Genomic DNA, 20974 nt, shown 5'->3' on the forward strand with positions numbered 1-20974 from the left:
GGTCACGGCCCCGGGTGCCCGGGGTGTACGCGGTTCCATACCGGGTCAGTCCCCCTGCCACCGGGGTTCGCGCCTGGCGGCGAACGCGGCGGGCCCCTCGGTCTGGTCCGGGTGTCCCCACAGGCCGACCACCTCGGCGGCGCCCGCCCGGCATGCCTCGGTCAGTCCCTGTTCCAGTGCGCCCCACAGTGCGCGTTTGGTGGCCCGCAGTGCGGCGGGCGAGTTTCTGGCGATCTTCTCGGCCAGCTCCCGGGCGGCCTCATGGAGACGCTCCGGGGGATCCACCACCTCGCTGACCAGGCCCAGTTCAAAGGCGCGGGCCGCCGGCATCCGCTCGTGCGCGCCGGTCAGGGCCATCCGCAGGACCGCCTCGGCCGGCATCTTGCGGATCAGGCCGATCGTCTCGATGGCGCTGACCTGCCCGACGGAGACATGGGGGTCGGTGAACGCGGCGTCCGAGGCGGCCAGCACGATGTCCGCGTCCGCGACGAAGTGCAGGCCGCCCCCCGCGCAGATGCCGTTGACCGCGGCGATCACCGGTTTGTCGACGCCGAGATGCCAGGCGGTGAAAGCCAGCTCGAAGGAGTCCAGGGAGGCGCGGTAACGTTCCATCCCCTGTCCGTCGGTGGCCAGTTCCACGACGTCCGCGCCGGTCTGGAAGTCACGGCCGCGGGCCGCGTTCACGATGACCCGCACGGCGTCGTCCTCGGCGAGTTCGGTCCAGGCGGCGCGCAGTTCGTCACGCATCGCCGCGTTCATGGCGTTGCGGCGCTCGGGCCGGTCGAAGACCAGCCAGCCGACCCGGCCTTCTCGGTACACCTGGAGGGTCCGGTAACTCATGGGGTGTCGCTCCCTTCGCAGTCCGGGCCCCGCCCACCGGCGCCGACGGTCCCGGGCCGCGCGTCGGGCCGCCCCGGCGGGCTGGAGGGGGCGGGTGTGTCTGTGCCGGGTGGGTCTGTACCGGGTGGGTTGTTGCCGGGTGCCTCCGTGCCCGACGCGTCCGTGCCGGGTGCCTCCGTGCCTAGTACCTCTGTGCCGGGGGTCTCCGCGCCCGGGCTCCCTGTGCCCGATGCGCCTGGGCCCGCTGTCCCGACGCCCGGCACTCCCGGGCCGAGCGTTCCCGCGCCTGCCGTGCCCGGACCGGGCCTTCCCGCGCCCGGTGTTACTGTGCTCGGGGTGCCCCTGCCCGGTGCCCCCGCGCCGGACATCCCCGCACCCGACGTACCTGTGCCCGGCCTTCGCTCACCGGGCACTCCCGGACCCAGCGCCGCAACGCCCGACCTGCCCGCACCGGGCATCCCCGCACCCGCCACCCCCGAACCGGGCATCCCCGCCTCCCGGGTCCCGGAAGGGTCCCCCGGGTCTCCGGCGCGCTGCCGGGCCAGGCCTGCCACCAGTTCGCGTCGGAGCACCTTGCCGATCTCCGTGCGGGGGAACTCGTCGACGCGGTGCACCTCCACCGGCACCTTGTACCCCCCGAGCCTGCCGCGGGCGAAGGCCCGGATCTCGCCCGGGTCCGGGGTCCGGCCGGTGGCCGGGCGGACCCAGGCGACCGGGACCTCTCCGAGCCGGGCGTCGGGCACCCCGGCGACACAGGCGTCGGCCACGTCCGGGTGTTCACGCAGGACCTCCTCGACCTCGTGGGGGACGACCTTCAGTCCACCGCGGTTGATCGTGTCGGAGACGCGTCCCTCGATCCACAGGAACCCGTCGTCGTCCAGGCGGCCGAGATCACCGGTGCGGCGGAATCCGTCCGCCGGGTGCTCCCCGGGCCCGGCTGCCTCAAAGGTGGCGAACGGCGATCCGATCCAGATCTCGCCCACCGCGCCGGCCGGCAGCCCCCGTCCCTCCTCGTCGACGATGCGGATCCGCACGCCGGGATGGGGACGGCCGACCGCGCCCAGCTTGCCGGTCCCGTGCGCGCGCAGATCGGCCGCGGTCCAGCCGGCCACCTCACCGCCGAGTTCGGTCTGGCCGTAGGAGTTGAGGACACCGACGCCGAAACGGTCGTGGAAGCGGCGGGCCTGCGCCGGGGAGAGGGGGGCGGTGACCGACCGGACATAGCGCAGCGGGCCGAGGCCGGTGATGGCCGGGTCGTCGCAGAGCATGGTCATCATGGGCGGCGCCAGGATGGTGGAGCGGATACCGAAGCGCTGGACGAGGGCCGCGTAGCGGGCGGGTTCGAAGGGGTCGAGCAGCACCACCTCGGCGCCCAGGCGCAGGGCGAACAGGGTGTTCCAGACACCCGCCCAGAGGGCGAGCGAGGTCGGTACCAGATTCGGCATCGGCCGCCCGGCGCTCCCCCGCCCGGTCCCGCGCAGACTGCGGATGACGGTGTCGATGCCGCTGCCGACGCCCTCGTGGTCCAGGACCACGGGCCGGGCGGCGCCCGTCGTCCCGGAGGTGCGCATCACCAGCGCGGCCCCGGGGCCGAACAGGTCCGCGTCCTGGGGCGGTTCGGGTCCCGACACCGCCCAGCCGGCACTGCCGTCGCCCCGGTCGCCGCCCGCGCCGACGACGAGCCGGTGCGGGCCGTCCGGCAACCGCTCCGCCTGCCGCCCGCCGACGACGACCGCCGCGGGGGCGAGCGCGCCGAGCTGCCCGGCGATCTCGGGATCGGGCAGCCGGGCGTTGACCGGCACATACACACCGCCGGCCCGCCAGGTCGCGAACATCGCGGTGACGGCGAGCGGTCCGCCGTCCACCAGACAGGCGACCGGCCGACGGGTGACCGGGCCGAGCAGCCGGGCGAGGGCCGCGGCGCCGGACGTGAGGTCCTCCAGAGTGCGTACGCCCTCCGGCCAGTGCAGTACCGGGGTGCCGGGGGCGCCGGGGAAGTCCGTGAGGAAGGAGCTGAGGTTCATGGGCTCGCCGCCAGATGCGTCGCGAGGGTTTCGAGGTGTTCCTCGGGTCTGCCGAGCAGTTCCCGGCTGGTCCACGCCCGCTTCAGATACAGATGCGCGTCGTGCTCCCAGGTGAATCCGATCCCGCCGTGCACCTGGATGTTCTCGGCCGCGGCCACGGCGAAGGCGTCGGAGCAGCAGACCTGCGCGAGGGCCGCGGTGACGGGAAGGGGAGGTACGTCCGGCAGCGCACCCGCCTCGGGCGGCGGCCCGCTCACGCCCCGGGCGGAGAGGAACCCGGCGGCCGTGTGGGCGGCGGCCAGCGCTGCGGAGTTGGCCGACTCCACGGAGATCAGCAGGTCGGCCGCCTTCTGCTTGATGGCCTGGAACGAGCCGATGGCCCGGCCGAACTGGACGCGGGTCCTGGCGTGGCCGACGAGGTCGTCCAGGCACTGGGCGGCGCCACCGGCCTGCTCGCAGGCCAGCATTGCGCGTCCGATGTCGAAGGCGTCCTCAAGGACGCTTGCCGGACGGTGTGCGGCCAGCCGGGTCGCGCGGGCCCGGGTGAAGGTGAGCCGGGCCTGCCGACGCGTCAGGTCGAGACTGACGAGCGGCTCGGCAACGAGCCCCGCCTGGCCGGCCGGGACGGCGAACAGGGCGATCTGACCGTCCAGGCGGGCCGGGGTCAGGACCAGGTCGGCACGGGCGCCGTCCAGGACATGGCCCGCCTCGCCGTCCAGTGCGTATCCGCCGTCGACGGCGACCGCCTCGACGGGCCGGCCGGTGAGGATCGGCCGTCCGGTGGCGTCGCTGGTCACGACGGTCGCGGTCCGGCGTCCGGCGCACAGGTCCGGCAGATGGTCGCGGCGCGCGTCGTCGTCGTCCGCCAGGAGCAGCAGGGGGATCGCGAGACCGGCGGTGGCCAGCAGCGGACCGCACAGCATCCGGCGTCCCGCCTCCTCGAAGACCAGGCCCTGCTCGACGGCCGACAGTCCGGCGCCGCCGTACTCCTCGGGCACGGCCAGCCCGGTCACGCCGAGTTCGCCGCACAGGCGGCGCCACAGAACGGGGTCCCAGCCGTCGGCCAGCTGGCGGCGCACCTGCCCCGTGGAGGACAGCTGGGCCAGCGCCTCGCGGGCGGTGCGGCGCAGCAGCCGGAGGTCGTCGCCGGTCACGGCCGGCCTCCGGGGAATGCCCCGATCGTCGCCTCCAAGGCGCCCTCCAGAGTGTTCGCGGGTGGGTCGGGCAGCCGGACGGGGCCGTGTTCGCGGCTGGGCAGCAGGATCGTGGCGTGCGCCGGTGCCGTGGTCTCGCCCCGCTGGTTGCGGGTGCCCAGTTCGAGGTCGACGGCGGGTCGGCCGCCCGGGGCGAGATAGCGCCGGGTGACCTCGCCCTCGGCCCATTGGACGTCCCCGACGTAGTTGAACCTCCGGAACTCCACGCGCAGCCGCCACAGCCAGGCGTCGTCGCCCATCCAGTCGGTGCAGGCGTGGATGAGCCAGGTCTCGCGCATCCGCCCGTAGTCGAAGGTCGTGGGATTCCCGGACTTCCGGGCGAACGCCGGGTCCCAGTGGACGCGTTGCATCACATCGGGTATCCCGAGTTCGTCGCGGTGGTAGAAGCGCGGGATGCGGCGGCGGTTGCGCTGCGCGAGGCGCAGGGGCGCCACGCCGTACATGCCCATCCCCATGCCGACGTGCCAGCAGACCATGTCGGTGACCGTGAGCGGGCCCTTGACCAGGGGACCGACCCGGTCGCCGACCCGTACGTCCTCCCACCAGCGCGGCTCGCCCCCGCGCGGGCCCTCGGCCGCCAGCTGGGTATCGAGTGCGGCGATGCCCTCCGCGGACCAGGGCTCGATCACGGTCCGCGCGTACTTGCCGCGCTCGCGCGCCTTGCCCCGCTCGGTGCGGTACATCATGCGGTTCTGGGCGCCGAGCAGCACACCGGAGGTGGTGCGGTACACCTGGGACGTCCACTCCTGCACCCCTCTGCCGCCGAACTCGCCGGCCCCGTCGACCACCCCCACCAGCGCGGTGCGTCGGTGGATCCGCTGGTCGGCGACGAGCGGCGCCCACCATTCGCGTTCGCTGGCCGCGTAGAAGGCGTGGACCCCGCGCAGCGGGTCGCCTCGCAGCTCGTCCTGGCGGGCCCGCTCGGCGCCGGTCATCGACTCCTCGCCGATGAGGGCGTCACCCCCGACGAGCGGGGGCGGGGCGATGCTCTCGCGCCACCTGGTCGACCGCGCGTGGTCCGGATCCCACCACAGCGGGTTGTCGTCCCCGTAGGCCCACGCCACATGACGGAAGGCGTCCGTACCCGGGCGGAGGTAGTGCGGGGGCACCGGGTACGCCTGGGGCAGGCCGATCCTCGACCGCAGTGCTGCGACGCCTGCGTCCGTGATCGTCCCGGATGTCGTCGGTTCCCCCATCGCGGCCTCCTCAGCGGCTCAACGAGAGCGCGGCTCAACGAGGGCTCTTTGTATCATCAATATGATATACAGTCCACGTGAGTGACAGTGATGATGACTCGCTCCTCCTCGAACGCCGGGGCCCGGTGGGCTGGCTCCGCTTCAACCGGCCCGCGACGGGCAACGCCATGGACGCCCGGATGATGGATCGGCTCCCCGCGGCATGGGCCGGGTTCGAGCACGACGACGCGGTCACCGCCGTCGTGGTCACCGGCACCGGCGACGCGTTCCAGACCGGACTGGACGTCCGTCAGCTCAGTGGCGATCCGAAGGCTCTGCGCGCCATGGCCCGCCGCACCCGACGGGCGGACCTCCGCCTCACCGGCTGGCACCTGGGCGTGACCAAGCCCATCGTCACCGCGGTCAACGGCGTCTGCGCGGGCGGCGGACTGCATTTCGTCGCCGACTGCGACATCGCCCTCGCCTCGGCGGACGCCACCTTCCTCGATCCGCATGTGACCGTCGGGCAGGTCAGCGCGTTCGAGTCCATCGGCCTCGCCCGGCGCGGCGCGTTCGGCGCGGTCGCCCGGATGGCGTTCACCGGCGCGCACGAGCGGGTGGCGGCGCAGGACGCCCGCCGGCTGGGCTGGGTCAGCGAGGTCGTCGCTCCGGACCGGCTGGCACAGCGGGCCCAGGAACTCGCCGAGGCCGCGGGCCGCCACCCGGACTCGGCCGCGCGGCGCAAGCGGGCTCTGTGGCTCGCGCTGGAGACCGGCCTGTCGGCGGCGCGTGCGACAGCGAGTCCGGCGGATCGCCCGGTGGCGAGAGAGGCAGGCAGTCCATGAACGAGGCGTTGAGCGCGTGCCGTACCCCCGCACAGGCGCGGGCCGCGGTCCGCGACTGGCTGCGGCGCGAGGTGCCGTCCGCATGGCTCGAGGCCGCCGAGCAGGGCGGTCGCGGGGCCGTCCGCCGGCTCCGCACACCCGGCGAGTACCGCGCCTGGTACCCGGTGTTCGCCCACAGCGGCCTGGTCGTACCGCGCTGGCCGGTGGAGTACGGCGGGCTGGGCTGGCCGGACGATCTGGCGCGGGCCGCCGAGGCGGAGCTGGGGCCGTGCCATCTGCCGCGGCTCAACCCGCTGGGCCTCAATCTCGCCGCCCCCGCGCTCTTCGCGCACGGGACGCACGAACAGCGGCTGCGCTTTCTGCCGAGGCTGGTCGCCAACGAGGAGGTGTGGTGCCAGTTGTTCAGCGAGCCGGGGGCAGGGAGCGATCTCGCCTCGCTCGCGACCACGGCGGTACGCGACGGCGATGTGTGGCGGGTCACCGGACAGAAGGTGTGGACGACCTGGGCTCACCTGGCCGATTTCGGAGTGCTGCTGGCCAGGACCGACCCGAAGGTGCCCAAGCGCGAAGGGATCACGTACTTCCTGATCGACCTGCGCCAGCCCGGCGTGGAGGTGCGGCCGTTGCGGCACATCGGCGGCGAGGTCGACTTCAACGAGGTGTTCCTCGATGGCGCGGAGGTCCCCGACAAGCAGCGGGTCGGCGCGGTGGGAGCGGGCTGGACGGTGGCGCGGGCGACGCTGAGCGGGGAGCGCCAGATGGTCTCCGGCGCGGGGTCGGGCGGGGTCGACCGGATCGGCGGGTCGGGGGCCGGACGACTGATCCGGCTCGCCCGGGACCGGGCGGAGCAGGGGCTGCCGCACGGCTGGGACGACATCGGCACCCGCCACGGCCTGGTCCGGCTGTGGTGCGAGGAGCGGATCCGCACATGGACCAACGCCCGTGTGCGCGCCGGGCTCAGGGCCGGTTTCCCGCCGGGGCCGGAGAGTTCGATCGGCAAGGTGCACGGCTCCGAGCTGAACCAGCGGCTCCAGGAGGCGGCGGCCCGTCTGCTCGGTATGGGTGCCACCGCCTGGCCGGGCGATCCGGACGGCTATGCCGAGGACATGCCCGCGGAGGTGAGCGGCATGCTGCGCAGCCGGGCGAACACGATCGAGGGCGGCACCAGCGAGGTGAACAAGAACATTCTCGCGGAACGGGTGCTGGGACTACCCAAGGAGCCCGATCCGTGGGAGGGCAGGCCCTGGCGCGAGGTTCCCCGAGGCTGAGGAGAGATCATGGACGGCACGGACGGTTCGCACACCACAGACGGTATGCACGGCATGGACGACAGCGACTTCGAGGACGTCCTGCGCACGACCCGGCAGGTGGTCCGGGAGCGGGTCGTACCCCTGGAGACACAGATCGACGAGAGCGACGAGATCCCGGCCGGGCTGCGCGAACTGGCGGCCCGGACCGGCCTGTTCGGCTTCGCGCTGCCATGCGAGTACGGCGGTTTCGGGCTCAGCATGGCGCGCGAAGCGCGGCTGGTGATGGAGCTGGGCTACACCACCCCGGCGTTCCGATCGCTGTTCGGCACCAACAACGGCATCGCCGGGCATGTGCTGATGCTCGGGGGCACCGAGGCGCAGAAGAAGGAGCATCTGCCGAGGATGGCCTCGGGCGAGTGCACGGCCTCTTTCGCGCTCACCGAGGACGAGGCGGGCTCGGACCCCTCGGGGCTGCGGACGACGGCGCGGCGGGTGCCCGGGGGATGGTCGCTCACCGGAGCGAAGCGCTTCATCACCAACGCGCCCGTCGCCGATCTCTTCATGGTCTTCGCCCGGCACGGTGAGAACGACCGCCCCACTCGGGACATCTCCGTGTTCCTCGTGCCCAGGGGGACCCCCGGGCTGACGGTCGGACCGCGCGACGCGAAGATGGGGCAGCACGGCGCGTGGACCGCGGAGGTCCTCCTCGACGCGGTCGAGGTCCCCGACACGGCGCTGGTCGGCGGGGCGGCCGGAAAGGGCCGCGGCTATCTCACGGCCATGGCCTGTCTGGCGCACGGCCGGCTGCACATCGCCGCGCTGTGTGTGGGAATGGCCGAGCGGCTGCTCGACGAGACGACCGCCTACGCGCTGGCCCGCACCCAGTCCGGCCGCCCCATCGCCGAGTTCCAGCTCGTCCAGGGCCTGATCGCCGACTCCCAGACCGAACTGTACGCGGGCCGGGCGCTGGTCCTGGCCGCGGCCGAGGCCTACGACCAGGGCCACGACACCCGGCTGGGCCCGTCCTGCGCCAAGTACTTCGCCAGCGAGATGGTCGGCCGGGTGGCGGACCGGGCCGTCCAGGTGCACGGCGGCACCGGCTACATGCGTGGTGTAGCGGTCGAACGCTTCTACCGCGACGCGCGCCTGTTCCGGATCTACGAGGGGACGAGCCAGGTCCAGCAAGTGGTGATCGCCAGGCAGGCCCTGGAGGCGGCGCGGCGCCGGGGCCCGGTCTCCTGAGAGCGGGACGCGGCCCGCGCCGGGCAAGGGTCCCGCACCGGGCCGGGCCGGATCCGCGGACCCGGGCGGCCGTCCGTGACCGGACCCTTTGCGTGGGCCGCCCGCTCTCCGTCGTTGCCTGCGCGGGCCATCCACTGCCCGTCGTTCCGTGCGCGAGCCACCCACTGCCCGTCATTGCCTGCGCGGACGGCCCGCCGCCGTCGTGCTGTGCGCGGGGCGCCACGCACAGCACCGTACGGGAGCCCGCCCGCTTCAGAGCCGCACGATCTGCCCGCCGTCGGTCGCGATGATCTGGCCGGTCATCCAGGCCGACTCGGCCGAGAGCAGGAACAGCAGGGCGCCCACATGGTCCTCGGGCCTGCCGAGCCTCTTGATCATCAGCGAGTTGACCAGGGGGTCGAGGTAGGGCTCGGGAACGACCGCCCGCGTCGCGGCCGTGTCGGTCGGTCCGGGTGCGATGGCGTTGACACGGATGTTCCGGCCGCCGAGTTCGGCGGCGAGATTCACCGTCAGCGCGTTCAGGGCGGCCTTGGCCACCGAGTAGTAGCCGCCGGCCATCCAGGCGGCCGTCGAGGACTGATTGACGATGACGCCACCGCCTCGTTCGACCATCGAGGCATAGCAGGCGCGGGCGCAGTGCAGCGCCCCGTTCATGTTGACCGCCAGAAAGCCGTTGTAGTAGTCGAGGTCGACGCTCAGCAGGGGCTCGACCCTCATCCCGCCGTAGATGGCCGCGTTGTTGACCAGGAAGTCGATCCCGCCCCAGGCCGAGCACACCGAATCGGCCATCGCGGTGGCACTGGCGGGTGCGGCCACGTCCACCGTGACGGCGAGAGCCGTGCCGCCCGCCTTCGCTATCTCCGCGGCCACCCGGTCGGCCTGCTCGGAGTTGAGGTCGGCGACCGCCACCCGGGCGCCCTCGGCCGCGAGCGCCTTGGCATAGGCTTCCCCGATTCCCTGCCCGGCTCCGGTCACGATCGCGGTCTTGTCCTCGAAGCGCATGAGTGGCCTCCTCGACGCATCACACGATGCTCTACATTTTCAATACTGTATATAACATCAGAGTCTTGTGGCATAGCGTACGGACACACTCCCGCCGCACCCGACCCAGCGGGGGCCCTCGGCAGAAAGGCGGGATGGTCTGCTCCCGACAGCCCGGAGCGGCAGAGAGACGGCGGACCGGAGACTGACGTCGTGGGGGACAGCGGGCCGAATCCGGAGCGGGAAGCGGCCGAGAATCCGGTCGCCGGCACTGCCCGGTACCCGCGCGGTGAAGCACGTCGTACTGGTCGAGAACGGGCTCGTACGACGGTTGACGGCTTGGGTACGAGAGTACGCCCGGCGCGGCGGCGGTGGACCCGGCACGGCCTCGCGGCAGTCTCCCCGATCACGTCGTGCTGGTGGCCCCGACGATCCGCCGGGCCAGATCGGCGAAGCGGCGTGCGGCGGGCAGCGGGCTGGGCGGTAGTACGACGGCGACATCGCACCAGGTGGCGTCGGTGATCACCGGGAAGGCCAGCCCCGGGCGGGCGTAGAACCGGGCTGCGGTGGCCGGGGTGATCGAGATACCGCGGCCGGAGGCCACGGCCTGCAGTTCGGCCTCGAAGGTGGCCGCCTCGTACACGACCGGCGGGGCGGAGTCACCGCGGTGGTCGAGGAGCAGCCAGTAGTCACGCCACGTGCCGCTGCCGGGTGCCGCCACGATCGGCTGGTCCAGGAGGTCGGCGACCCTGACCTCGGGGTGTGCCGCGAGCGGGTGGAGATCGGCGACGCACGCGACCCGGGGTTCGCTGCGCAGGACATGGAGGTGCGCACCGGAAGGGAGGTCGACCGGTGGCCGCAGGATGGCCACATCGGTCGCACCCACGTCCAGACCCGCCTCGGGCGAGCGGAAGTCGTACTCCACGACCTCCAGGGACACCTCCGGATACGTCTCACCGAAGGCACGCAGGATCGCGGGCATGTGGTCGATCGCGGCGCCGTTGAGATGGCCGAGCCGCACCTGGCCCACCAGCCCGCAGGCGACGCGGTGCGCCTGTCCCATGGCCCTGTCGAAGCGATCCAGCACGGCTCGTGCCTCGGTCAGGAACAGCTCGCCGTTCGGTGTCAGTACCGCGGAGCGCGTCGTACGGGCCAGGAGCGGAAAACCGAGGGCGTCCTCCAGCTGACGGACGGTCTGGCTCAGGGCGGGCTGTGACATGTGCAGCCTGGCGGCGGCGCGATTGAAGTGCAGCTCGGTGGCCACGGCCACGAAGGCCCTCAGATGCCGCAACTCGACATTCATCGCTCGCACGAATGAATTCTATGAGAATTGCTATTTCACTTCCAGAGCCACCGCTCCTAGCTTCTCCTCAAGGCGGCCGGCGCCTGTCATCTGGTCCCCGCTCACCGGAAAGAGGCACCACTCATGGATGTCCATGCCGTATCCCCCTCGGAGGAGACCCTCGCCCGTGGCCGTCACGCCCTTCTGCACCAGTCCCCGCAGGCCAGCGACGAGATGCTGACCCTGGTGTCGGCCCGAGGCTCGCTGGTGTGGGACGCCGACGGCCGCGAGTACCTCGACTGCACCGCCCAGGCCTGGTCGAACAACCTCGGCGCGAACGACCCCCGGGTCGTGGAAGCCGCCGTGGCGCAGCTGCGCCAGATCACCCACGCCAGGCCCACCTTCCACACTCCGGCCGTGCTGGAGCTGGCGGACCTCATGGTCGACATCGCCCCCGAAGGGCTGGAGCAGGTCGGATTCACCCTGCACGGCTCGATGGCCGTCGAGATGGCGATGAAGTTCGCGCTGCGCAACCGGCCCGGAGCGCAGCACATCCTGACCCTCCAGGACGGCTACCACGGCCGCTCCCTGTCCACCATGGCCGCCAGCTGGCCCCATCCGGAGAATGTCTTCGGTTCCCTCCAGCCGAGCTTCACCCGGGTCCCGCACCCCGACACCTACCGGCCCCGGCTCGGTCTGACCCCCGAGGAGGACGCGGAGCTGTGTCTCCAGCTGCTCCGGGAGACCATCCACAAGGGTGTCGACGGCAAGGTCGCCGCGATCATCTACGAGCCCGTCCAGGGCAACGGCGGACATATCGAGTTCCCGGCCAACTGGCATGCCGGGCTGCGCCGGATCTGCGACGAGGAGAACATCCTCCTCATCCTCGACGAGGTGCAGACCGGGCTCGGCCGCACCGGCAGCATGTGGGCCGCCCAGCACTACGGCATCCAGCCCGACATCCTGGTCTTCGGCAAGGGCGTCGGCGGTGGCTTCCCCCTCGCCGGCATCCTCGCCCACCGCGACCTGCACCGCTTCGAGCCGGGCGACGACCAGCTCACGTTCGGACAGTTCCCGGTGTCCATCGCCGCGGGCCTGGCCGCCGTACGCGCCATCGTCGACGACCGGCTGTCCGAGCGCGCGGCCGGACACGGCGCCTACGCCACCGAGCGGCTGCTGGAGATGCAGACGCGCCACCCGCTGATCGGCGATGTGCGCTGCCCCGGGCTGATGGTCTCCCTCGAACTCGTCACCGACCGGGCCACCAAGGAACCCGCCACGAAGGAAGCGCACCAGGTCTACCTGCGCGGCCTCGACCATGGTGTCATCTTCGGTGAGAGCCGCTACGCCGGACTCGGCAACCTCATCAAGGTCAAGCCGCCACTCGACGTCACCCGCGAGCAGCTCTCACACGCCCTGGACGTCCTCGACACCGTGCTCACCGAGATCGAATCCGGGCAGGACTAGGAAGGAAGGCTGCGCACGCCATGGACAGAACCTTCGCGGCCTCCGGCACGTCACGCCCGGACGCCGCTCCTGCGGCCGATACCGACAGCAGTGAACTGAGCGAGCTGGGATACCAGCAGCAACTCCGGCGCGGTATCGGGAGCTTCACTTCCTTCGCGCTCGCCTTCTCGATGGTGTCGATCAACACCGGGATCGTGACTCTCTTCGCCGACCCCTTCTCGCGGGTCGGCGGAGCGGCCATCCTGCTGTGGCTCGTGGTCATCCCCCTGGTGTTCACCCTGGTCCTGGTCTACGCCCATCTCGCCGGCCGTATTCCGCTGACCGGCTACGCGTACCAGTGGTCCAGCCGTCTGATCGGCCCGCACTTCGGCTGGTTCACCGGCTGGATCGCCCTGATGTCGTTCGTCGCCGGCACCGCCGCCACCGCGGCGGCGGTCGGTTCGGTGTTCGCGCCGGAGATCTGGGACTCCCCCAGCCGTGGCCAGGTCCAGGCGCTGAGCATCGGTGTCACCCTGGTGGTCTGCCTGCTCAACGTCGTCGGCGTACGCATCGCCGGCCTGGTCAACAACGTCGGCGCGTCCATCGAACTCGTCGGCACGCTGCTGCTGGCCCTCGTCCTGGCCATCGGTGCCTTCTTCGCCTTCGGCGACACCCAGGGGCCGTCCATCCTGCTGGACACCAACCCCGTGGACGGCGGCCCCCTCACGCTCACCGGCATCGCGCTGGCCGCGTTGCTGCCGGTCTATGTCCTGCTCGGCTGGGAGGGCGCGGCGGATCTCGCCGAGGAGACCACGGACCCCCGCCGGACCACCCCGCCGGCCATGATCCGGGCCGTGGCCGTCTCCGGGGCGATGGGGCTGATCGTCTTCGCCCTGCTGGCGATCGACCTGCCCGAGGCACCTGCCGCCTTCCTCAGCGGATCGGGCAATCCCGTACTGCACCTCGTCGGCGTCCAGCTGGGCGGGTTCGCCCGCGCGGTCATGACGATCGTGGCCTTCGCCTCACTGTTCGCGTGCCTCATCGCGAACATGGCGGTCGCCACCCGCATGGTCTTCGCCCTCGGCCGGGACAAGATGCTGCCCTGCTCCCCCACCCTGTCCGCGGTGGGCCGGCGCACCGGCGCACCGGTCAACGCCATCCTGCTGATCACCTCACTCGCCATCGTGCTGAATCTTCTGAACGCCGGTCTGGTCGAGAAGATCTTCGCGATGGTGGGGCTCACCTACTACCTCACCTACGCCCTCACGCTGACCGCCACCGCGATCGCTCACCGCAAGGGCCGCATCCCCGAGGCCCCTCAGGGCGTCTTCAGCCTCGGCCGCTGGCTGTGGCCCACCCTGGTCGTGGGTCTCCTGTGGTGCGGGGCGGTCATCGTCGTCCTCACCGTTCCGGAGGTGAACAACCAGACCGCCCTGACCGTGGTCGCGGGTATCGCCCTGGGCTTCCTCTGGTGGCTGTTCGGCCTCCGGCGCCGTATCGACTCCGGCCGGGCGGGACCGCGTACGGTGCCGCTGGAGCCGAAGAGCGAGCGCCAGAACACCCCTGCCGCCTGAATCCGTCCGGCACCCCGCCGGGCCCCCGCTGACCCGTCGGCGTGTCCGCTCCTGCCGGAGGACGCGCCGACGGGTGCTGTGCGCGGACCGGTCCCGGCTCATGGCCCGGCGGCGGCACCCGGCCGACCTTGACCGGGCCCGGTCTCACGTTCTCCAGGACCGTCCGGTGCGCGAACAGGTTGAGGGACTGGAAGACGATGCCCGCGTCGGGGCGCTACCGCCGGCTCCGTGCCCTCCTCGGGCAACGAATGCCGACCGGCGGACTCCCGTAGGTCCCCGGCCGGATCCGGGTCGGCACTCCATGGCGGGCCGTCATCTGGTCCTGAGGTCGCCGGGGTCACGGTTCCGGGTTTGCCGGGCTCGCGGGACGGAACACCGGAGCCGGGGCGGGAGGAGTCAGGCACAGGGGGTCGCCCGTGCTACGGCCAGCCCCCGCCGGCGCGGCCGGGACCACGGGCGCCGTCCCTCTGTCCCCCGGTGTTCGCCCGGTACCCTTTCCGGATGACGGAGCCAGCCGAGCATGCCGAGCGCGGGCCGCGGAATCCGGGGCGCAAGGCCGCTGCCCGCAACCGGGCCGCTCTGGTCGCCGCGGCTCGGGAGATCTACACGGAGTACGGGCTGGACGCCCCGCTGTCCGTGATCGCCCGCCGCGCCGGAGTCGGCCAGGGGGTGCTGTACCGGCATTTCCCCGATCGGGAGTCCATGGCGATCGCGGTGCTGGAGGAGAACATACGTCACATCGAGGCCGCCGCCGCCGCGAAGGAGGCGACCCTGGCCGGAGTGCTGGGCGTGCTGACCTGGCATCTGACCGAATCGGCCGGCTTTCTCACCCTGTTGCACGCCGAGGAGACCGGCGCCCGCTCCGGTGTCCTCGCCTATGCCCAGGCGGTGCACGAACGGGTCGGGCGGGCGCTGCGGAGACATCTGGCGGGCCATGACGGCCGGCTCCGCACGGTGGACGACGTGATGCTCGCGGTCACCATGGTCGCCGGCGCCGTGCGCGGCTCCACCCGCGAGGCGCGCGAAGAACGGGCGCTGGCGGCCTGGGGACTGCTGGGCGTCACGGTGGGGCCCTCCCCGCGCCCGTGAGCGCGGTCAGCCGCCGTTGGACTGCCGGATGCCTTCCGCCAGGGCGTCGAAGCGGTAGAGGTAGCCTCCGGCGGAGCCGCTGACGGTCATGTAGGCCGTGGTCGAACCCGGTCGGATCGCCACGTTCGTCGCCGAGGTCAGGCCCTCGGTCCCGGCCGGGATCTCCACGGTGGCCAGCCGCTCGCCGTGGCGGTCGTACACGACCATGGCGGGACGGCCGTGCAGCGCCTGGTAGAGGTTGCCGTCCGCGTCCACGGCGATCGAATCGGTCTGGGCGATGCCGTTGTCCACCTGCATGGCGGTGTGCCGGGACAGCACCGAGCCCTGTGCGTCGAGCAGCAGATAGGAGATGCGGTTCTCGGTGAGTTCGCTGATCCACAGGCCGCGGTAGTCGGCGTCGAACGAGATGCCGTTCGTCGCCGCCAGCCCATCGGCCAGCACGGTGGCACTCTCCCCGGACCGGTCGAGGCGCACCACGCGCCCCCGGTTGACTCCCTCCATCATGCCGAGGGAGTCACTGATGTACAGGTTGCCCTCGCGGTCGAAGGCGATGTCGTCCGGATTCATCCGGGCGCCGTCGACCTCACCGTCGAAGAAGGTCTGCGGGGCGCTTCCGTCGGGCTTGAGGCTGATGATGGTGCCCTGGACGAAGTCGGTCAGGTAGAGGCGCCCGTCGAACGGGCTGAACTGGGCCGATGTGTAGTACCCCGGACCGTCGGTGAAGATCCCCCGTGCGGTCCTGCGCTGAACGTCGACGCTCAGGACCTTCGGCGCACCGGCGGGCGCGGTGACGTCGACGACGATCAGCTGCCCCGCCGGGTCGAAGACCGGGCCCTCCAGCAGGGTCATCCCGCTCTCCTCGTGCACCGACGTCAACCGCATCACCTCCTGCGCGCGGACGATCCGATCGGTGCCACCGGCTTCGGCCGCGCGGCTCGCTGCGGCAGGGTCGGTGCCGCAGCCCGTGAGAGCCGCCGTGCCGAAGGTGAGGAGCAGGGCGAAGGACAGCATCGGACGTCGCATGGGGGGTGGCCTTTCTGTCCGCTGGGCGGGGGCCGCTACCGGTGGGAGATGCCGTCGGTCACCCGTGTCGCTCCACACCACCCGGACAGTGTTGTCCGGTTGCTGTTACCGTAGTCGACGGCGGTCGGCGTCCACAACGGCACCGGACCCACCGTCAGACACCCCTGTTCCAGGCATCCCGCCGTCAGGCGACCCACCTGCCCGCGCCGCACATCCCATGCCTCACATCCACGGGAGCGAGCCCCCCACATGACGGCCACTCATGTCCCGACCCCCAAGGAACTCGCCACACTCAGACAGCGCTACCAAGCCGAGCGCGAGCGACGCCTCCATCCCGAGGCGCAACGCCAATACCGCCCCGCCGAAGCCGAGTTCGCCTCGTTCGCCACGGATCCGTTCTCCCCGGCGACAGCCTCCCGCGCACCCCGGCGCGACCCTGTCACCGTGACCGTCGTGGGCGGTGGATTCGGCGGTGTGCTCGCCGCAGCCCGGCTGCGGTTGCAGGGGGTGAACGGGATCCGGATCGTCGAGAACGGCGGTGGCTTGGGAGGCACCTGGTACTGGAACCGGTACCCGGGCGTCCACTGTGACGTCGAGTCCCATGTGTATCTGCCGATGCTCGACGAGACCGGCTATGTGCCCGCGTGGAAGTACGCCCCGGGCGAGGAGATCCGCAGGCACGCGGAACGCATCGCCCACCGGTACGACCTCTACGCGGACGCCCTGTTCTCCACCTCGGTCACCGCGCTGGCCTGGGACGAGGAATCCCAGACCTGGACCGTCTGCACCGATCGCGGCGACGTGTTCGGCTCCCGCTACGTCATCACCGCGACCGGCACCCTGACCGAGCCCAAGCTACCCGGAATACCAGGCGTCCAGGACTTCGCCGGACACACCTTCCACACCTCGCGATGGGACTACGCCTACACCGGCGGCACCCCGGAGGGCGGGCTGACCGGCCTCGCCGACAAGCGGGTGGGCATCGTGGGCACCGGCGCCACCGCGGTCCAGGTCCTCCCGCTGCTGGCCCAGGACGCCCGGCACGTCCATGTGTTCCAGCGGACCCCGTCCACCGTGGACGTCCGCGCCAACCGCCGCACCACCGCGCACGATGTGGGCGCCGAGCACGACGGCTGGGCCCGTGAGCGCCGCGAGAATTTCCTGCGCATCGTCTCCGGCGAGAGCGTCGAGCGGGACCTCGTGGCGGACCGCTGGACCTCGTCCGCCGCACTGCTGGAGAAGCTCCTTCCCAGCTTCCGGCGCACGGACCGGGGTGATGCCTTCGAAGCGGACTACGAGATCGCCGATGCCGCCAAGATGAACGAACTGCGTGCCCGTGTCGAGTCGGCCGTCACCGACCCGGAGACGGCCGAGAAACTCAAACCGTGGTACCGGTACGCATGCAAACGCCCCACGTTCTCCGACACGTACTACGAGGCGTTCAACCGGGCCAATGTCACCCTGGTCGACACGACCGACACCCACGGCATCGAGCGCATCACCCCGCGGGGAGCCGTGGTGGGTGACACGCTCTACGAGTTGGACTGCCTGATCTTCGCCACGGGATTCTCCCTGGGGACCGCCGGTGTCGAGTCCGGCAGGCTTCCGGTGCGCGGCCGGGGCGGGGCGACGCTGCGCGACACCTGGAGAGAGCACGGCGTGCGCAGCCTCCACGGCTTCACCAGCAATGGCTTCCCGAATCTGATCCGGATGGGCGTGCTGCACAACACCGTCAGTGTCAACTTCACCCATGTGCTGGACGAGCAGGCGGTCCACGCCGCGGCCCTCGTCGCCGCCGCCGAAACCAGGAACGCCCTGGTCGAACCGTCACTCGCCGCCGAGGACTCCTGGCTGGCCGCCCTGGCCGAAGACGCCCCCGAGCACGCCTGGTTCCACGCCGAGTGCACCCCCGGCTACTACAACCGGGAGGGACGCGGACGCCCCGACGGCCCGAGCGCCTACCCGCACGGCGCCGTCGCCTTCCACTCGCTGCTCAGGCGCTGGCGCGAAGAGTCCCTGGACGAGATCCTGCGCACCCGCGGGGACCGCGTCCCCTCCACCCAGTGAGAACGCCGAAAGGAAGCGAGCGGATGATGACACCCGGCGTACTGACCGTGATCGGTGTCGGCGGCATGGGCGAAGCCATCGCCCGACGCTGTGGCATGGGCCGCAAGGTGCTCCTGGCCGACTACGACGTGCCTCTGCTCGACGCCCTCACCGAGCGGCTGCGGGGCGACGGGTACGACGTCGAGGGCCGGCGGGTCGATGTCGGTTCCGCCGATTCCGTGGCGGAGCTGGCGAGAACGGCGGCGTCGCTGGGCGCGGTCACCGGGATCGCCCACACCGCCGGCCTGTCCCCCGCTCAGGCACCGGTCGACGCGATCCTGCGGGTCGACCTGCTCGGTGTGGCCCTCACTCTCGACGCGTTCGAGCGGGTCGTCGCCCCCGGCGGCGCGGGGGTGGTCATCGCGAGCATGGCGGGGACCCTCGCCCGAGGGGCACTCACCACGGACACGGAGCAAGCGCTGGCCAACACCCCGGCGGACGAGCTGCTGGCCCTGCCGATCCTGCGCGGCGAGGCGCTGCCCGACGCCGGGTTCGCCTACAGCCTCGCCAAACGGGCCAACCAGCTCAGGGTCCAGAGCGCCAGTACGCGGTGGGGTCTGCGCGGGGCGCGGGTCAATACGATCAGCCCCGGCGTCATCTCCACACCCATGGGTCAGCAGGAGCTGGCCGGGCCGGGCGGGGCGGGGATACGCGCGATGGTCGAGGCCTCGGGAACCGGGCGGCTCGGCACCGCGGGCGACATCGCCGCCACGGCGGCGTTTCTCCTCGGCCCCGACGCCACCTTCGTCACCGGCACCGATCTGCTGGTCGACGGCGGCGTCGTAGCGGCGATGTCGGCCGGTCTGCCGGGCACCTCCGGCCTGTCGCCCCGCCCGCCGAGCTGAGCCGCATGCCGGTCAGGGGGCGCTGTCGTCGCCCTTCCGGGCCACTTCCGCCGCCTCGACCGGGTCTCATCTGACGAACGGACCTCCCGATTCCTGGCGCGGTACGCCTGCCGACTCCCCTGCCCCCTCGGGTCCCTCATCCGGGACGGACAGGGGGTGACGACCAGCGGATCTCTGTGCGGACCGGGGCCCAGCGGCCCGCGTTCGCCTACGGCGAATCCCTGCGGCGGCGACGGCGGTCATGCTCCCCGCACGGTCAGGCGGTTCGCCCGAGAATCCGTAGCAGCACCGATGTCAGCTCGCCCGTGGGGTCTGCCGGGAGTCCCTCCGCCCGGTAGGCCACATGGCCGTCGGGGCGGATCAGGACCGCGCCGTCGGGCTGAATGCCGTACAGCTTGCAGAAGTCAGTCTCGGGGACGAGATCGCCGTCGGCGGCGACGCGGTACGCGGTGATGGCCGGAGTGTTGTCCAGCGGGAGGGCGCGCGCCGCTTCCGTCCACGGCTGACCGTCTGGGCCCGTGAAGACTACGAAGTCGCCGTCGCACAGGGCGATGGAGCTCACCCGGTCGCCGTCGAGCGCTGCCCAGAAGTGCGGTGCTCGGTAGCCCGGCTTGGCATGGGGGACGTAGTCGATGACGGGGTTCTCGACATAGGGCGCCGGGACGTCGTCGGGAATGAACGCGCCCGCCTCCTCGTAGTGCACGCCCAGGTCGAGGCCCCACCAGTTGCCGTACTGGCGTGAGGCCCCGATGATGGCCGACCGCTTCTCCTCGTCGCTGCCCTGGCCCACCGACCGCATCAGCTGCTCGATGTAGCCGGAGTTCGTCCGGGCGAAGTCCATCACCCGGCGCCCGACCTCGTGGCGTTCGGTCTGGTAAGTGTCGAGCAGTTCCTCGGACGCCGTCCCGCGCAGCACCTCGACCAGTTTCCAGGCCAGGTTGTGGGCGGACTGGATCCCGGTGTTCAGGCCGAAGCCACCGAACGGTGGGACCTGGTGGGCGGCGTCGCCGGTCAGCAGCAGACGGCCCTTGCGGAACTGATCGGAGATCGTCATCGTCAGGGCGAAGCCGTAGGACCGGATGATGTCGATCTCGGTCTCGTCGGCTGCGGGGTCCCCGATCATCGCCCGGATGTGGGCCAGCGCCTCCTCCTCCGTCCAGCGGCCGACCACGCTCGGGTCACCCTCGCGCTGGACCTGGACGGCCCACCGGTCGACGCCGTCCAGCGGCTGGAACAGCCCTTCACGGCCGGGCGCGAACGTCCAGATCAGCGAACCCTCCCGGCCCGCCGTGAAGCGGCTGAGGTCGGCGCGCACATAGTTGTTGATGTAGGTCCGCAGGGTGGTCCGGCCGGTTTCGGTGATGCCTGCCATCTCCCGGAGCGGGCTGCGGGCTCCGTCCGCCGCGACGATGTACGCGGAGCGCAGCCGGGTCAGGGTGCCGTTGGGGTTGACCACAGTGGTGACCACGCCGTCGGCGTCCTCGGTGTACTCGATGACTTCAGTCCCCATGCGCACCTCCGCCTCGGGGTAGCCGATGGCGGCCTTAAAGAGCATCGGGTCGATCCGGTCCTGCGCGGCCACGACATAGTGCGCCGGAGACAGCGCGGCGGCGTCGGTGGTACTCGTGGCGTCCGTGGCCATGGTGCCGACGATCTTCCCGGCCAGTGTCTCGGTGTAGACGAACTGCCGTGTCCACGCGTACGGCAGCGCCGTCGACTCCAGCTCCTCCCGGAGTCCGATCTGGTCGAGGAGTTCCATCGTCCGGACCGTGACGCCCCGCGAGCGGGGCAGCTCGCCGATGCGCTCGCGTTTCTCCACCACCACGTTCCGCACGCCTGCCCGGGACAGCAGGATGGACAGGATCAGGCCGACCGGGCCCGCGCCCGAGATCAGCACCGGTACGTACGCGCTGGCCCCGTCCGTTCGCGGGGCGGTGTCCGTCGTCGTGGTCGCGTCGCTCATGATGCGTCCTGCCTTCCGTCAGTACTGCTCTGTACTGTGCGTGTGGTTTCCGGTGGGATGGCCTCTCACCGGGTC

Annotated in this window: 16 protein-coding genes and 1 pseudogene; 8 read left to right on the forward strand and 9 right to left on the reverse strand. The window is 71.7% G+C overall.

All coding sequences use genetic code 11. The annotated features are described in order from the left end of the window. Positions 1-45 precede the first annotated feature (45 nt). Genes ACFRFC_RS21455 through ACFRFC_RS21470 form a run of 4 tightly spaced genes read right to left on the reverse strand, consistent with a single transcriptional unit; the run spans position 46 to position 5274 of the window. On the reverse strand, positions 46-840 hold the full coding sequence (locus tag ACFRFC_RS21455) for an enoyl-CoA hydratase/isomerase family protein (RefSeq protein WP_382678676.1): 795 nt from the start codon (positions 838-840) through the stop codon (positions 46-48). After that, positions 837-2864, reverse strand: a complete 2028-nt coding sequence (locus ACFRFC_RS21460; RefSeq protein ID WP_382678673.1) for an AMP-binding protein — start codon at positions 2862-2864, stop codon at positions 837-839. The genes ACFRFC_RS21455 and ACFRFC_RS21460 overlap by 4 nt, the downstream gene beginning before the upstream one ends. After that, entirely contained in the window at positions 2861-4018 is a 1158-nt protein-coding gene (locus tag ACFRFC_RS21465) for an acyl-CoA dehydrogenase family protein (protein ID WP_382678670.1), read from the reverse strand. Before ACFRFC_RS21465 ends, ACFRFC_RS21460 begins: the two co-directional genes overlap by 4 nt. Next, on the reverse strand, positions 4015-5274 hold the full coding sequence (locus ACFRFC_RS21470) for an acyl dehydratase (RefSeq protein ID WP_382678668.1): 1260 nt from the start codon (positions 5272-5274) through the stop codon (positions 4015-4017). Before ACFRFC_RS21470 ends, ACFRFC_RS21465 begins: the two co-directional genes overlap by 4 nt. A gap of 77 nt (positions 5275-5351) precedes the next feature. Here ACFRFC_RS21470 and ACFRFC_RS21475 point away from each other — a divergent pair, with 77 nt between their 5' ends. The 3 genes from ACFRFC_RS21475 to ACFRFC_RS21485 are packed head-to-tail and all read left to right on the forward strand — an operon-like array spanning position 5352 to position 8590. Further along, entirely contained in the window at positions 5352-6098 is a 747-nt protein-coding gene (locus ACFRFC_RS21475; protein WP_382678664.1) for an enoyl-CoA hydratase/isomerase family protein, read from the forward strand. After that, positions 6095-7366, forward strand: coding sequence for an acyl-CoA dehydrogenase family protein (locus ACFRFC_RS21480; RefSeq protein ID WP_382678661.1), 1272 nt, complete (start codon positions 6095-6097; stop codon positions 7364-7366). Before ACFRFC_RS21475 ends, ACFRFC_RS21480 begins: the two co-directional genes overlap by 4 nt. A gap of 9 nt (positions 7367-7375) precedes the next feature. Continuing rightward, positions 7376-8590 carry an acyl-CoA dehydrogenase family protein gene (locus tag ACFRFC_RS21485; protein WP_382678658.1) on the forward strand — a complete coding sequence of 405 codons (1215 nt, stop codon included), beginning with the start codon at positions 7376-7378 and terminating at the stop codon, positions 8588-8590. Positions 8591-8842: 252 nt separating this feature from the next. Here ACFRFC_RS21485 and ACFRFC_RS21490 read toward each other — a convergent pair whose 3' ends face one another. Both ACFRFC_RS21490 and ACFRFC_RS21495 read right to left on the reverse strand, forming a co-directional pair. Next, positions 8843-9592, reverse strand: a complete 750-nt coding sequence (locus tag ACFRFC_RS21490) for an SDR family oxidoreductase (protein ID WP_382678655.1) — start codon at positions 9590-9592, stop codon at positions 8843-8845. A 385-nt stretch (positions 9593-9977) separates the two neighbouring features. Beyond that, positions 9978-10874, reverse strand: coding sequence for a LysR family transcriptional regulator (locus ACFRFC_RS21495; RefSeq protein WP_382680145.1), 897 nt, complete (start codon positions 10872-10874; stop codon positions 9978-9980). Positions 10875-10997: 123 nt separating this feature from the next. On the opposite strand from ACFRFC_RS21495, the gene ACFRFC_RS21500 reads away from it, so the two are divergent. Together ACFRFC_RS21500 and ACFRFC_RS21505 are read left to right on the forward strand one after the other, a co-directional pair. After that, the gene (locus tag ACFRFC_RS21500) at positions 10998-12320 is read left to right on the forward strand and encodes an aspartate aminotransferase family protein (RefSeq protein ID WP_382678652.1); all 1323 of its coding nucleotides are present in this window, start codon (positions 10998-11000) and stop codon (positions 12318-12320) included. A 20-nt stretch (positions 12321-12340) separates the two neighbouring features. Continuing rightward, a complete protein-coding gene (locus ACFRFC_RS21505; protein WP_382678649.1) occupies positions 12341-13873 on the forward strand; it encodes an amino acid permease in 1533 nt (510 codons plus the stop codon). A 115-nt stretch (positions 13874-13988) separates the two neighbouring features. Here ACFRFC_RS21505 and ACFRFC_RS21510 read toward each other — a convergent pair. Continuing rightward, positions 13989-14118: pseudogene (locus tag ACFRFC_RS21510) on the reverse strand (amino acid ABC transporter ATP-binding protein); the annotation flags it as partial. Between the two features lie 256 nt (positions 14119-14374). On the opposite strand from ACFRFC_RS21510, the gene ACFRFC_RS21515 reads away from it, so the two are divergent. Continuing rightward, positions 14375-14962, forward strand: coding sequence for a TetR/AcrR family transcriptional regulator (locus ACFRFC_RS21515; protein ID WP_382678647.1), 588 nt, complete (start codon positions 14375-14377; stop codon positions 14960-14962). A 6-nt stretch (positions 14963-14968) separates the two neighbouring features. Here ACFRFC_RS21515 and ACFRFC_RS21520 read toward each other — a convergent pair whose 3' ends face one another. Further along, positions 14969-15985 carry an SMP-30/gluconolactonase/LRE family protein gene (locus tag ACFRFC_RS21520; protein ID WP_382678644.1) on the reverse strand — a complete coding sequence of 339 codons (1017 nt, stop codon included), beginning with the start codon at positions 15983-15985 and terminating at the stop codon, positions 14969-14971. A 249-nt stretch (positions 15986-16234) separates the two neighbouring features. Between ACFRFC_RS21520 and ACFRFC_RS21525 the strand changes: the two genes are divergently transcribed. Next, entirely contained in the window at positions 16235-18052 is a 1818-nt protein-coding gene (locus tag ACFRFC_RS21525; RefSeq protein WP_382678642.1) for a flavin-containing monooxygenase, read from the forward strand. A gap of 26 nt (positions 18053-18078) precedes the next feature. Further along, complete coding sequence (locus ACFRFC_RS21530; protein ID WP_382680143.1) at positions 18079-18936, forward strand: SDR family oxidoreductase; 858 nt, start codon at positions 18079-18081, stop codon at positions 18934-18936. Positions 18937-19192: 256 nt separating this feature from the next. Here the strand turns inward: ACFRFC_RS21530 and ACFRFC_RS21535 are convergent, their stop codons facing one another. Further along, the gene (locus ACFRFC_RS21535; protein WP_382678640.1) at positions 19193-20899 is read right to left on the reverse strand and encodes an FAD-dependent monooxygenase; all 1707 of its coding nucleotides are present in this window, start codon (positions 20897-20899) and stop codon (positions 19193-19195) included. Between the last annotated feature and the right edge of the window lie 75 nt (positions 20900-20974).

Origin of the sequence: Streptomyces sp. NPDC056734 (assembly GCF_042790455.1) — a bacterium.
In the GTDB taxonomy this organism is placed as follows: domain Bacteria; phylum Actinomycetota; class Actinomycetes; order Streptomycetales; family Streptomycetaceae; genus Streptomyces.